Here is a 13,638-nt window from a genome sequence, read left to right on the forward strand (position 1 = left end):
TCAGTGCGCCTTGTGCTCGAGCGGCGGAGCATCGGCGCGCAGTTTTTGCACGTCGCCCACCACCAGATCACCCGACTGACCACCCCAACCCTGACGCAGATAGTTCAGCAGATCAGTGAGTTGTTCGTGGCTGAGCTTCTCGGCAAACGCCGGCATCGGTTGCATGTGTTCGAACCCGGAAAACTTCTGTTCACCGATACCGTCGTCGATCACTCGTACCAGGTTGCGCGGATCTTCCAGGCGCAGCGTGGTGTTGCCGCGCATGGCCACCGCGATATGCGGTTTGCCTTCGCCACCGACCGCGTGACAACCGGCGCAGACGTTCAGGTAGTCCTGACGACCGCGCTGGGCACTGGCGCTTAACGTGTCCAGCGGCACGTCCGTCAACACCTTGGCCGCCGGTGGCTGATCGCCGAGCAGGTAGGTCGCCATCGCCGCCAGGTCCGGGTCGTTCAGACCTTGGGTGCTGTTGTGGAACACCGGGAACATCTCGTTGAACATCGTGCCCTGGGCGCTCATGCCGTGCTTGAGGAACGAGCTCAGGTCCTGGTGATTCCAGCCGCGAGCAGCCAGGTCATTGGCCAGCAGACTTGGCGCCAGATAGCCATTGAGCAGGCCGCCGGTCAGGCGTTTGTCCTGCTCCATCGCGCCCGGCAAGCCGCGCGGCGTGTGGCATTCGCCGCAGTGACCGAGCACATCGACCATGTACTGGCCGCGCTTGAAGGCTTCGCTCTTGCCTTCGGTGGACGACAGTTTCACGTCCTTGCCGTAGAGCATGTTCCACCCCATCAACCCCAGACGAACGTTGAACGGAAAACTCAGGCGGGTGACCGGCGCTGCACGTTCAATCGGTTCGAGGGTTTTCAGGTACGCATGAATCGCGTCGGAGTCTTCGCGCGGCATCAGGTGATACGAGGTATACGGCATCGCCGGGTACAGGTTTGCGCCATCACGACGCTTGCCCTCGGTGAGCGCGGCGAAGAATTCGCCGTCGCTGTAGAGGCCGATGCCATGCTCTTTGCTCGGGGTGATGTTGGTGCCGTAGATCGTGCCGAACGGCGAGACGATTGGCAGGCCGCCCGCATACGGCGCGCCACCCGGTGCGGTGTGGCACGCCATGCAGTCGGCGGCGCGGGCAAGGTATTCGCCGCGCTTGACCTGATCGTCCGCGTGCGCCAACAACACCGGCGCGGCCAGACCAACCGCCAACGCGAGGCGGGAAAGTAGATGTTTCATGCTTAACCCTCCTTGACCAGGCCGAGATCGGTCAGCACGTTGCGCGTCGCGCTGTAATAACGCACGTAGCCGGTGCAGCGACAGATGTGGTGACCGAGGCTGTCCTCGATGACTTTTTCCAACTGGCTTTTGACGATGGGCTGACGTTGCAGCTTCTCGACCAGCACCGTCGCGGCGTTGACGAAACCCGGCGCGCAATAGCTGCACTGGAAGGCGAATTCATCGACGAAACGCTGCTGGATCGGGTTCAGCTCGGTGACTTTGCCTTCCTCGTCGCGTTTGGCGTGGCCTTCGATGGTGCGTACTTTTTTGCCTTCGAAGTAATGCGCGCCGGTGATGCAAGTGCGCACTTCTTCGCTGGTGCCGTCCGGGTTATCGACGATCACCACACAGGCGTGGCAGATGCCCTGACCGCAGCCCAGACGCGAGCCGGTGAGGTTTTTGTATTCGTGCAGGTAATCGATCATCGGCAGGTCATCAGGGATTTCCACCGGGCCGACGGATTGACCGTTGAGGGTCAGTTGAAGCGGACGGTTAGCCATTGAGGGCCTCCTTGATGCGTGCAGAAGTGATAGGCAGGTCGCGAACACGTTTACCGATGGCGTGGGCCACGGCGTTACCGATGGCACCGACTACCGGGATCATCACCACTTCGGCAATGCCCTTCGACGGGTCGCTCGGCGACAGCGGCGGCAGGATGTCAGCGGTCTGTTTCCACACCGCAACGTGGCGCGCCATCGGCAAGCGGTAACGGTTGAAGTTCCAGTCGCCCTCCCCCGGCCCGCCTTCGTACAGCGGCATCTCTTCCATCAGCGCATGACCGATGCCCATGGCGATCCCGCCTTCGAGCTGACCGCGCACCAGTTCTTCCACCAGCACCCGACCGCACTCGACCCACGAGTGATGGTTGAGCACCTCAACTTCCGCCGAACCTTTGTTCACTTTCAATTCCACCAGCGTGGCGACCGGGCTGTAGTAAGTCACCGCCGCGTTGTTCAACTGGGTGTCCGGGTAATGCACGTTCTGGCGATCCAGCAGATGGAAACCGGCGCTGGTCATCTGCGCCAGTTTCGCCTTCGGGGCGCCATCGCCGTACTTCACTGCGAGGCCATCAAGCGGCAGACGTTCACGCACGCCGTCAATGCTGAACTCGGCCTCGGCCCAGCTCCAGCGGTTGAAGCCATGCACGGTTGCGCCGGTCACCAGGCCTTTTTCGTGGGCGTGCCTGGCCAACTGCTCAAAGCTCAATGGCTGCATGCCGTTGGCGGTAAGTTTGCCGTCAACCCAATGCGCGTCTTCGCGCCGAACCACGTACGGGTTGGCCTGGCCTCCGTAAGGGCCCTGGCCCCAGATCTGCAACGCCGCCGGCCACAAACCGTGATTGAACAACACGCGGGACGCTTCGCGGGTGGCGTGGCTGAAGTAGTAAGCCGAGTTGGTCGCCGACGAGGCCGAAGCGAGCTTGCCGACCCAGCGCGGGTTGCGCAGAAAACCGTCCTGTTCGGCCTGGCTCATGATGTACGGGTTGCCGCCGGTGATCAGCTGCAACTCTTTCCATTCGGTTTCGCCGGTCTTCACGTCGGTGGCCGGGACGCCGATGAAATCAGCGACCACCAGCGCTTGGGAAGTGGACATGCCGGTGCCGATCTCGATGCCGATGTGGCGCAGGGTCACGTGCCCTTCGGCGGTGAATTCGATGCTCGCCATCGGCGCTTCGGAACCGGTGCCGAAGTCTTTCTGGCAGATGGCGAAACCGACCCCGTACCAATTGTCCGGATCGGCTGCTTCGCGCTGCTGTTTGATCGCGTCGCGGTTTTTCCAGACATCGTGCACGGCGGCCTTGTCGAGAATTTCGTGCAGGCGCAACGCACCCGCCGGCACCGCGCCCTGAGTGTTTTTCATGCCCGAGCGCATCGCGTTTTTCTTGCGCAGGTCGATGGCGTCGATGCCGAGGCGACCGGCGATTTCGTCGACCATCATCTCGGTGGAAGCCATGCTTTGCAGCGTGCCGTAACCGCGCATCGACCCGGCTTCAACGGCGCGGGAATGGTAAGCGGTGACCTGCAAATCGTTCTGCGGCATGTAGTAGATCGATTGCGCAGCGGTGGCGCCGACCGCTGCCACCGATGGGCTGTAGTTGATTCGTCCGCCGCCGTCGACGCTCATTTCGGCACGGAAAATCTTGAAGCTGTGGTCGCTCTTGTCCACCGCCAATTGGTAGCGGATATCGAACGGGTGACGCTTGATGCCGCTCTGGAATTGCTCATAGCGGTCGTTGGCCAGACGCACCGGCACGCCGGCGCCGTACAACGCCGCGAGGGCTGCGTAGTAGACGAAGATGTTGTGGTCTTTGGAACCGTAACCCACGGTGTAACCGGGGTGCATGTTCAGGTTGGCCAGGCCGAAGCGCGACGGCGCAATCATCTTCGCGGTCTCGCTCGCCGCTTCCAGTGGGCACTGGGTCGCCACGACGAAATGCAGGGTTTTGGTCGCCGGGTCGTACCAGCCATTGCCGTTGTCCGGCTCCATCGCGGCCGGCTCGATCGACGGGGTTTTGTAGCGCTCGTCGAACACCAGCCAATTGTCGGGCGGCGTGTCGATCTGCTGCTTCATGCGCTCCGCGTAAAACAAACCACGCTCGGTCAGGTTGCCGTGCAGATCCGGCTGGGAATTCCACACCGGACGACGGTTTTTCAGCATCGGGAACAGGATCGAATCCTTGAGGCTGGCGAACTCGTCTTCGTCTGCCGAGGTCGCACCGCCGACGCGCACGTAGCGGAAGCTGCCGTAAGGATCGCCTTCGTAATACGGAACCTGGGCGCCGTAACGAATCGCTTTGTCGTTGAATTTGAGTTTGGCCTTGGCCTGACGGAAGCGCTCGAAGTCGTTCCAGATCAGAATCGCGACCGGGTGACCGATGAACATCGGCACCTTGCCTTCGGGCAGCAGCGGATCGGGCGCGTGCTCTTCCGGGAAGACGATGCCGTCCTTGACCAGATCAGCGGCCGTGACGATGCGGTCCGGCTGCAACTCGGCACCGAGCCACGACAGGTCATACCCGGCGTAGATGCGATCAGCCTTGGTAGTTTTCAGCAACATGGCGTGGCCTTGTTGCTCGGGCCAGCCCGGCATGTCCTTGCTGCGAATGTCGCGGGCAAAAACCTTGCTGCCACAGACTTTGGACAGGGCATCGTTGCGCGAGCGCGCCTTGCCGTTGTTGCCAAGCCATTGCTCGGACGGCACGGTCACGCTGTTTTCCATCAAGGCCGCCAGCGCCTGACTGCTGAGCGGCGTCAGCGTAACGCTCACGCCCGCTACCAGCCCGCCCTGAAGGAACGAGCGCCGGGATATATCACGGTTGGACATGGATCATCCTCTGGGCGGTTATGGGCCCGCCCTTTTGGTTATGTACTGGAAATCTCGAGTCTTGCAGAAACCCTTTTTGACGATGCGAAGGGCTGTGTTGACAGTGCAAAGCTGACCGAAAGGTTAACTTTATAGGTTTCTGCGCTTACAGCAAACAACCAGTTACAAAAATCTGACCGAATAATCAGATTATTGCCGCTTTGCGCGGCGAATCCGGCATCGGTAGCGCGGACGGCAAGCACGGATTTCATGAGGAGAAAGAGGAAGACAAACAGGATCACTGCTAGCCGCTGTCGAGCTTTTTCGGCTCGACAGCGGCTACAGATTTATTGCAGGCGCGAGCGGCTCAGAAGTCGACAGTTGCCGAAAGGAGGTACGTTCGCGGGGTCGACAGCGTCAAACCGGGCTCGCTGTCATCCGAGGCCCCGGCCGAACTCCAGAAGCGTTTGTCTGCCACGTTTTCGATATTGCCACGCAGGGTGATGGTCTTTTCGTCGACCCTGAATGCATAACGCGCCCCCACGTCAAAACGCTCCCAGGAGTCGATTTGCTTGTTATTGGACTGGTCCAGAAACTGCGAGCTGGAATAGATGCCGCGGCTGGTCAGGGTCAGGCCCTGAACGGTCGGCACGTCCCATTCGACGCCCAGGTTGACGTTGTATTTCGGTGTCGCCGGCGCGCGATTGCCATCAAAGGTGCCGTTGGTGGTGTTGGTCAACTCGCTGTCGATGTACATGACGCCACCGAGCAGGCGAAAACCCTGAATCGGCTCACCGAACACACTCACTTCCACACCGTCGTTTTGCCGTTTGCCGTTCGGGCCAAAGAGCCGCGTGGTGGCGTTGGTCTCGTACGCCGGCTGCTTGATCCGGAACACCGCAGCGGTCACCGCGAATGCGCCCGCGTCGTACTTGGCGCCGACCTCGACTTGCCGACTGATGAACGGCGGGAAAATCTCGTCCTCGTTGATCGAGGTCGACGGCGCGATCTTGCCCTGGCTCAGGCCTTCCATGTAGTTGGCGTACAGCGACAGTTTGTCGGTGGCCTTGAACAGGATGCCGCCCGACGGCGAAACCTTTTCCTCGTCATAGGCGGTGTCACCTTTGACATCGTCCGACCAGTCGTCGACCTTCACGCGCTGCCAGCGAGCGCCGAGGGTCAGCAGCAGCCGGTCATCGAAAAAGCCCAGAGTGTCGGACAACGCCACGCCGCTGAAGCGGTTCTCGGTGTAGACCTTCGAATCGAATCGAGTGGGTCTGCCGGGGGTCGGTGTTTCCACCGGGTCGTAAAGATTGCTCGGGGCTGCGGCATACCGTGCGCCACCGTTTTCGAAGTCCATGTAGAAGTAACTCGCCGCCAGATTGACCTCATGGCTTACCGGGCCGGTATGAAACCAGTTGCGCACGCCCGCCCTGGCCGTCCGGACATTTTCGTCGCGGGTGAAGTCACGGGGCAAAACGCTGAAATCGCCAGCGTCGTTGGTGACCGCAACGGCATGGCGCAGGAAGTCATGATTGCTTTTACGCGCGCCCACGCCGCCGTACAGCATGACCGAATCGCTGACGTCGAACTCACCGTTCACCGTACCGAACGTATCGTTGGTACTCGCTTTGCTCCAGGGTTGCGCGTAGTTGTGCCGCACATCGTTGGCATGCGGAACCTGCGCGTTGGCGCCAACCTGCACGCGCTCTTGCGGGGCGTCGGTATCGCGCTCGGTGCGCCCGATGTCAGTGGAGAGGCGCAGGCGCTCACCGCGAAAATCCAGGCCCAGTACGGCCATTTCGCGGTCGATACTCTGGTGATCCCATTCGGTGTCGCCGGACTGCTTCACGCCGTTGAAACGGATGCCGAACTTGTTGTCTTCACCGAAGCGCCGGCCCACATCCACGGCACCACCGACCTGACTGTCGGAGGCATAGCTGCCGGTGAACGAGGTGATGGGCGCGTCGGTCGCGCGCTTGGGCACCACGTTGATGCCGCCGCCGACACTGCCGCGCGGCGAGATGCCGTTGATCAGTTGGCTCGGGCCTTTGAGGATATCGACGCGGTCGGCCATTTCCATGTCGATCGTGTAGGTCGGCAGCACGCCGTAGAGACCGTTGTAGGAAACGTCGCTGTTGAACAGGCTGAGCCCGCGAATGGTGAACTGCTCATAACGCCCGCCCGCCGGGTTGGTGGCGCGAACCGAGGGATCGCTGGCGACCAGATCGCCCAAGGTGCGAGCTTGCAAATTCTCAATTGCCTCGCTGGTGTAGGTGGTCATGCTGAACGGCGTGTCCATGAAATCTTTGGAGCCGAGCAAGCCTTGCGAACCGCGACGCGCTACCTGGCCGCCGGCGTACGCGGGGTCATCCGCGTCAGCGGTGGCACCGAGAATCGAGGTAGGCGCCAAATGCAGGGTGCTGCCGTCGGGCGCCGGGGTCAGGATGTAAGCCTGCTCGCCCACCGGTTGCAGTTGCAGCCCGGAACCCTGCAACAGTCGGGCGAAGCCCTCCTCCACCGCAAACTCACCGGACAGGCCGGCGCTGCTGCGACCGCTCACCAGCGCCGGATCAACCGAGAGATTGACGCCGGCCAGACCGGCGAAACGGGTCAGCGCATCGCTCAGGCTGCCGGCCGGCACCTGATAACTGCGGCGGCTACTGTCTTCGGCCCAACTGACGGGAATGAACAGCGGACTCGCACTCAAGCTGACCAACAGGCTCAGGCGCAACAACGGACGCAAACTGAAAGACGTGACTACGGGCATTGAAGAAGCTCTCTTGATTCGTTCACATGCCTTGAATGACAAGCGAGCCGAAAAAAGGGGACAGGCTTCACACACTATTTTTGCGCGGCGTCAGTGTGACCCAATAGCGGGTCCGGGAATGCACCTCCAGCGGCAGGCTGACGGCCAGCAATGCCAGTACCCGATCAGTGTCGTCGAGGCGGAAACTGCCGGTGACTCGCAGCGTTTCCAGCGCTGGCTCCCAACGCAGCACGCCCGGTCGATAAGTGCTGAGTTCGCGCAGGAAATCGCCCAATGGCTGATCTTTCGCCATCAACACGCCCTCACGCCAGCCCGGCGCCGACGCGTCGAACGGGCCGATCGCACCGGCGCCCGAGGCTTGCAGGTCGATCTGCTGGCCGCTGCGCAAGGTCAGCGCCGCCCCTCGCAAGGGCTGCAATTGCACGGCACCGTTGTAGACCGAAACCCGGCAACCATTCGCCTCCTGACGGACACAGACCTCGCTTTGACTGACGAGAATCTGACCGAATCGGGTCTGGACTGTCAGCGGTGAAGCGCCTGGCACCTTCAGCGACATCTCGCCTTCGATCAGTTTCAGCCGACGGTTTTGCATATCGACGTCAACGGCGCTGGCCGTGTTGAGCTGCAAAGCGCTGCCATCGGCGAGCTGCACTTTTTTGCGCTCGCCGGTGGCGGTGTGCAGGTCGGCCCGCCAGACCTCCAGCGGCAACTGGCGACTGATCAACCACGCAGCCGGCACCAACGCCACCGCACCCAAGGCACGCTTGAGCACCACACGCCGACCTGGGTCGGGACGGTCCAGGCTCTTGAGCGCCAACGCTGACGGCAGTTCGGTAAACCGTTGGCGCAAGGCCTGGGCCTTTTGCCAGGCATGCTCGTGACTGGCGCAGCTATCGCGCCAGCGCTGCAAATTGGCCCAATCTTGCTCGTTGGCATGGCCAGATTCCAGCAAGGACAGCCACTGCGCGGCAGCGCGCACGGCCTGACGGACATCGTGTGTCGGGCTGTTCACAGGTCCACCAACAGACAATGCTCGTAGGCTTGCGCCATGTAGCGCTTGATCGTGCGCTCCGAGACCTCTAGCCGTTCGGCGATTTGCTGGTAGGTGAGGCCTTCGAGTTGACTCCAGAGAAAGGCGCGGCGCACCGCTCTTGGCAGCCCGTCGAGCAGTTCGTCGAGGGCTTGCAGGGTTTCCAGCAACAGCCAACGCGTCTCGGGGGATGGCGCGCAGTCTTCCGGCATCGCCGCCAGCGCGGCCAGGTAGGCTTGCTCGAGGCTGCGGCGCTGGTAGAAATTGCTCAGCAGGCGTTTGCCGACGGTCAGCAGATAGGCGCGGGGTTCCTGAAGGTCGGCGATCCGTTGCGAGCTGGCGAGCAATCGCAGGAACGTATCCTGGCTCAGGTCCGCGGCATCACAGCCATTGCCCATGCGCCTTCTCAACCAGCTTTCCAGCCAGCCGCGGTGATCGCGGTACAGGTCGTGGAAGGTCTGCTCCTTCGGCATCGTTGCGTCACTCATCTCAAGAAGCCCTGTGCCAAGGAGTTATCGTAAATGAGAGTGATTCTAATTAATGTCGACGCCACGAAGGAAGCCCTTTATGCGTCGGCGGAGCAGAAAGGTTGGATCGGCAGGACGCCAGAAGCGGCAAAGCCAAATTTCAGACACAAAAAACCCCGGTCTCTCGACCAGGGTCTTTGCTATCGACTCAAAGTTAGCCAGTGGCTTTCTTTGTAGCTTTAAGGCGTTCAGTGGGCCTTGAAGCAGATATGGCGCAGCGGACGGGACTCGAACCCGCGACCCCCGGCGTGACAGGCCGGTATTCTAACCGACTGAACTACCGCTGCGTATCGCTTTGAGCTTGCGCTCAAGTAACTCGTCTGATTGAAAGCTTCGAGGCTTTTCAATCTCGAGCCAGGTAAACCTGACTCGGAAAATATGGCGCAGCGGACGGGACTCGAACCCGCGACCCCCGGCGTGACAGGCCGGTATTCTAACCGACTGAACTACCGCTGCGCGTCGGTGGAGGCTTTTAAAAGCTTCCATCTTGCTTTCGCAAGACTCTCGGAAGTGGTGGGTGATGACGGGATCGAACCGCCGACATTCTGCTTGTAAGGCAGACGCTCTCCCAGCTGAGCTAATCACCCGCTTTGCATCTCCGAGGCCGCGAAATTTACGCAGGTACCGAACCTAAGTCAATAGCAGGATTGAAGTTTTTCTGAAAAAGACAAAATCGTGTCATTCGGCAAGTTGTTGCCAAGCGCCACCATCACGCTTGTGCAGTCAGACCGCTTTCGCGAGCAAGCCCGCTCCTACAGTTGATTGTCGGTGCCAAACAGAGGCGCGCACGACACAGAGCCTGTGTGAGAGCGGGTTTGCTCGCGAAGACGGCCGCCCGGCCAACATCAATGCAGGCCAGGTCGTTACGGCTACTCGCTGTAAATCATCTTCTTGGTCATGCCACCATCGACCACAAACTCCTGGCCCGTGACAAACCCGGCATTCTTCGACAGCAACCACGCCACCATCGAAGCGACGTCTTCAACCGTCCCTACCCTGCCCGCCGGATGCTGCGCATGATCGGCATCGCTCAGCGGCTCGGCGCGTCGCGCGGACGGATCCCGCGTATCGATCCAGCCGGGACTGACCGCATTCACCCGGATTTCCGGCCCGAGACTGATCGCCAACGCGTGAGTCAGGGCCAACAGCCCGCCCTTGCTCGCCGCGTAAGCTTCGGTATCGGGTTCGGACTGCCCGGCGCGGGTCGAGGCCAGATTGACGATCGCCCCGTTGTGAGCACGCAGATACGGCGCACAGTGCTTGGCCAACAGCATCGGCCCACTGAGGTTCACCGCCAGTACCCGATTCCAATAGGCCAGATCGAGACTTTCCAGCGTGATGTTGTGCGGATCGGCCACGGCCGCGTTGCACACCAGCGCATCCAGACGGCCAAATTGCCCCAGCACTTCGGCAACGCCCAATGCCACCTGCCCTTCGTTCGACACGTCCATGGCGATGAACCAGGCGTTATCGCCCAGCACCTTGGTGACTTTAGAACCGCGCTCGCGGTCGAGATCGGTCAACACCACCTGCCAGCCTTCGCTGATCAGCCAGGCCGCGATCCCCAACCCGATGCCACGCGCCGCACCGGTTACCAGTGCGACGCGGCCATGGGTGCCAGTGGTCGGCGTGGACAACTCGATCACAACGCAGCCAGACCGCGCGCCAGATCGGCTTGCAGGTCAGCCACGTCTTCCAGACCGACCGCAATGCGGATCAGGCTGTCGCGAATGCCCGCCGCTTCACGTTCTTGCGGCGCGAGGCGGCCGTGAGAAGTGGTGCTCGGATGGGTGATGGTGGTCTTGGTATCACCGAGGTTGGCGGTGATCGAAATCAGGCGGGTCGCATCGATAAAGCGCCAGGCGCCTTCTTTGCCGCCCTTGACTTCAAAACTGACTACCGCACCGAAGCCTTTCTGCTGACGCTGGGCCAACTCGTGCTGCGGATGGCTCTTGAGGCCGGCGTAGTGAACCTTTTCTATACCGTCCTGCTGCTCCAGCCACTCGGCCAGTTGCTGGGCGTTGGCACAATGCGCCTTCATCCGCAGGTTCAGGGTTTCGAGGCCCTTGAGGAAAATCCAGGCGTTGAACGGGCTAAGCGTCGGCCCGGCGGTGCGCAGGAAACCGACGATTTCTTTCATCTGCTCGCTGCGACCGGCGACCACGCCACCCATGCAACGGCCCTGGCCATCAATGAACTTGGTGGCCGAGTGCACGACGATGTCCGCGCCCAATTTCAGCGGTTGCTGCAAGGCAGGCGTGCAGAAGCAGTTGTCAACCACCAGCATCGCGCCCTTGGCGTGAGCGATTTGCGCCAGCGCGGCGATATCCACCAGCTCGGCCAGCGGGTTCGAAGGCGACTCGACGAACAGCAACTTGGTGTTGGCCTTGATCGCCGATTCCCAGCCGGACAAGTCCGCCAGCGGTACGTAATCGACTTCAATGCCGAAGCGCTTGAAGTACTTTTCGAACAGGCTGATGGTCGAACCGAATACGCTGCGCGAGACCAGTACATGGTCGCCGGCGCTGCACAGACTCATGACCACGGCCAGGATCGCCGCCATGCCGGTGGCAGTCGCCACGGCTTGCTCGGCGCTTTCCAGCGCGGCAATGCGCTCTTCGAACGCGCGCACGGTCGGGTTGGTGTAGCGCGAATAAACGTTGCCCGGCACTTCCCCGGCAAAGCGTGCCGCCGCATCGGCTGCGGTACGGAAGACGTAGCTGGACGTGAAGAACATCGGATCACCGTGTTCGCCTTCCGGCGTACGGTGCTGACCGGCGCGTACGGCCAGGGTATCGAACGCTACGCCATCGAGGTCGCTGTCCAGCCGACCGGCATCCCAATCCTGACTCATGCTGTCACTCCTTGCCTTGCTCTTTTGGTAGATACAAAACCGGCCCCTCAGGGCCGGTAGTTACTCAGTTGTTATACAGATCAATGATCGCGCTGACTGCCTGTGTCTTGACCTTGGAGGCATCGTTGCGTGCCTGCTCGATCTTGTTCAGATAAGCCTCGTCGACGTCGCCGGTGACGTACTGGCCGTCAAACACTGCGCAATCGAACTTGTCGATTTTGATCTTGCCGCCACCCACCGCTTCGATCAAGTCAGGCAAGTCCTGATAGATCAGCCAGTCGGCGCCGATCAGGTCAGCCACGTCCTGGGTCGAACGGTTGTGGGCGATCAGTTCGTGTGCGCTCGGCATATCGATGCCGTAGACGTTCGGGTAGCGAACGGCCGGGGCCGCGGAGCAGAAATAAACGTTTTTGGCGCCGGCTTCACGGGCCATCTGAATGATCTGCTTGCACGTGGTGCCGCGAACGATCGAGTCGTCCACCAGCATTACGTTTTTGCCGCGGAATTCCAGTTCGATGGCGTTGAGCTTCTGGCGTACGGATTTTTTCCGTGCGGCCTGGCCCGGCATGATGAAGGTGCGGCCGATGTAGCGGTTCTTCACGAAACCTTCGCGGAACTTGACGCCCAGGTGGTTCGCCAGCTCCAGGGCCGAGGTGCGGCTGGTGTCCGGAATCGGGATGACCACGTCGATGTCGTGATCAGGACGCTCGCGCAAGATTTTCTCGGCGAGCTTCTCGCCCATGCGCAGACGGGCCTTGTAGACCGACACGCCGTCGATGATCGAATCCGGACGCGCCAGGTAGACGTGTTCGAAAATGCACGGGGTCAGGGACGGGTTGGTCGCGCACTGACGGGTGTGCAGTTTGCCGTCTTCAGTGATGTAGACCGCTTCGCCCGGTGCCAGGTCGCGAATCAGGGTGAAACCGAGCACGTCCAGGGACACGCTTTCGGAGGCGATCATGTACTCGACGCCTTCGTCGGTGTGACGCTGGCCGAAGACGATCGGACGAATGCCGTGCGGGTCGCGGAAACCGACGATGCCGTAACCGGTCACCATCGCCACGACCGCGTAACCACCGACGCAACGGTTGTGCACGTCGGTGACGGCAGCGAATACGTCTTCTTCGGTCGGCTGCAACTTGCCGCGCTGGGCCAGTTCGTGGGCGAACACGTTGAGCAGCACTTCCGAATCTGAGTTGGTGTTGACGTGGCGCAGGTCAGATTCGTAAATCTCCTTGGCCAGCTGTTCAACGTTGGTCAGGTTGCCGTTGTGCGCCAGGGTGATGCCGTAAGGCGAGTTGACGTAAAACGGTTGAGCTTCGGCCGAGGTCGAGCTGCCTGCGGTCGGGTAACGCACATGGCCAATGCCCATGTGCCCGACGAGGCGCTGCATGTGACGCTGGTGGAACACGTCACGCACCAGACCATTGTCCTTGCGCAGGAATAACCGGCCATCATGGCTGGTGACAATACCGGCAGCGTCCTGGCCGCGGTGCTGGAGGACGGTTAGCGCGTCATACAGCGCCTGATTGACGTTCGACTTACCGACGATACCGACGATGCCACACATGCGACGCAACCCCTACTTAATGGATCTGAACTGAACACATCTCACTGAGGCGTTTTGGCCGTCGGCAAGAGGTGCTCCTTGAACGGTATTTCAGCGGGTACGCTGATACCGCTGGCAAGCCACTGACTGCTCCACCCAAGGATCAGGTTTTTGGACCAATCTGCGACCAATAGAAATTTTGGCACGAGCTGTGACTCTTTCCACCACCCGTCCTGCTGTACCGGCCCCTCCTTTCACGCCGTGACCCAGCGTCAGCACCAACATGGTCTGCGGACCGTAGATGGCATAACCGGCGGAGATCGGAAG

Annotated in this window: 9 protein-coding genes, 3 tRNA genes and 2 pseudogenes; all 14 read right to left on the reverse strand. The window is 61.1% G+C overall.

Features of this window, described 5'->3' with window-relative positions; genetic code table 11:
• Positions 1-1,236, reverse strand: a complete 1,236-nt coding sequence (locus ACQKP4_RS19480) for a c-type cytochrome (RefSeq protein ID WP_427635267.1) — start codon at positions 1,234-1,236, stop codon at positions 1-3.
• Between the two features lie 2 nt (positions 1,237-1,238).
• Positions 1,239-1,778, reverse strand: a complete 540-nt coding sequence (locus tag ACQKP4_RS19485) for a (2Fe-2S)-binding protein (RefSeq protein ID WP_027921576.1) — start codon at positions 1,776-1,778, stop codon at positions 1,239-1,241.
• Positions 1,771-4,602 carry a xanthine dehydrogenase family protein molybdopterin-binding subunit gene (locus ACQKP4_RS19490; protein ID WP_427635268.1) on the reverse strand — a complete coding sequence of 944 codons (2,832 nt, stop codon included), beginning with the start codon at positions 4,600-4,602 and terminating at the stop codon, positions 1,771-1,773. The genes ACQKP4_RS19485 and ACQKP4_RS19490 overlap by 8 nt, the downstream gene beginning before the upstream one ends.
• Positions 4,603-4,948: 346 nt before the next feature.
• Positions 4,949-7,351: a TonB-dependent siderophore receptor gene (locus tag ACQKP4_RS19495; RefSeq protein ID WP_427635269.1), complete on the reverse strand. Its 2,403-nt coding sequence runs from the start codon at positions 7,349-7,351 to the stop codon at positions 4,949-4,951.
• Positions 7,352-7,418: 67 nt separating this feature from the next.
• On the reverse strand, positions 7,419-8,363 hold the full coding sequence (locus ACQKP4_RS19500; protein WP_427635270.1) for a FecR domain-containing protein: 945 nt from the start codon (positions 8,361-8,363) through the stop codon (positions 7,419-7,421).
• Positions 8,360-8,869, reverse strand: coding sequence for a sigma-70 family RNA polymerase sigma factor (locus ACQKP4_RS19505; RefSeq protein ID WP_427635271.1), 510 nt, complete (start codon positions 8,867-8,869; stop codon positions 8,360-8,362). Before ACQKP4_RS19505 ends, ACQKP4_RS19500 begins: the two co-directional genes overlap by 4 nt.
• Positions 8,870-9,118: 249 nt before the next feature.
• Positions 9,119-9,195 (reverse strand) — tRNA-Asp (locus tag ACQKP4_RS19510).
• Between the two features lie 92 nt (positions 9,196-9,287).
• Positions 9,288-9,364 (reverse strand) — tRNA-Asp (locus ACQKP4_RS19515).
• A 55-nt stretch (positions 9,365-9,419) separates the two neighbouring features.
• Positions 9,420-9,495, reverse strand: a tRNA-Val gene (locus ACQKP4_RS19520).
• Positions 9,496-9,777: 282 nt separating this feature from the next.
• The gene (locus tag ACQKP4_RS19525; RefSeq protein ID WP_427635272.1) at positions 9,778-10,554 is read right to left on the reverse strand and encodes an SDR family oxidoreductase; all 777 of its coding nucleotides are present in this window, start codon (positions 10,552-10,554) and stop codon (positions 9,778-9,780) included.
• Positions 10,551-11,762, reverse strand: coding sequence for an O-succinylhomoserine sulfhydrylase (locus ACQKP4_RS19530; RefSeq protein ID WP_427635273.1), 1,212 nt, complete (start codon positions 11,760-11,762; stop codon positions 10,551-10,553). The genes ACQKP4_RS19525 and ACQKP4_RS19530 overlap by 4 nt, the downstream gene beginning before the upstream one ends.
• Before the next feature lie 64 nt (positions 11,763-11,826).
• The gene (gene purF, locus ACQKP4_RS19535; RefSeq protein WP_427635274.1) at positions 11,827-13,332 is read right to left on the reverse strand and encodes an amidophosphoribosyltransferase; all 1,506 of its coding nucleotides are present in this window, start codon (positions 13,330-13,332) and stop codon (positions 11,827-11,829) included.
• Positions 13,333-13,373: 41 nt separating this feature from the next.
• Positions 13,374-13,559: pseudogene (locus tag ACQKP4_RS19540) on the reverse strand (CvpA family protein); the annotation flags it as partial.
• A 1-nt stretch (position 13,560) separates the two neighbouring features.
• Positions 13,561-13,638, reverse strand: a pseudogene (locus ACQKP4_RS19545) (hypothetical protein); the annotation flags it as partial.

The organism is Pseudomonas sp. NPDC086278, assembly GCF_050280905.1.
GTDB lineage: Bacteria > Pseudomonadota > Gammaproteobacteria > Pseudomonadales > Pseudomonadaceae > Aquipseudomonas.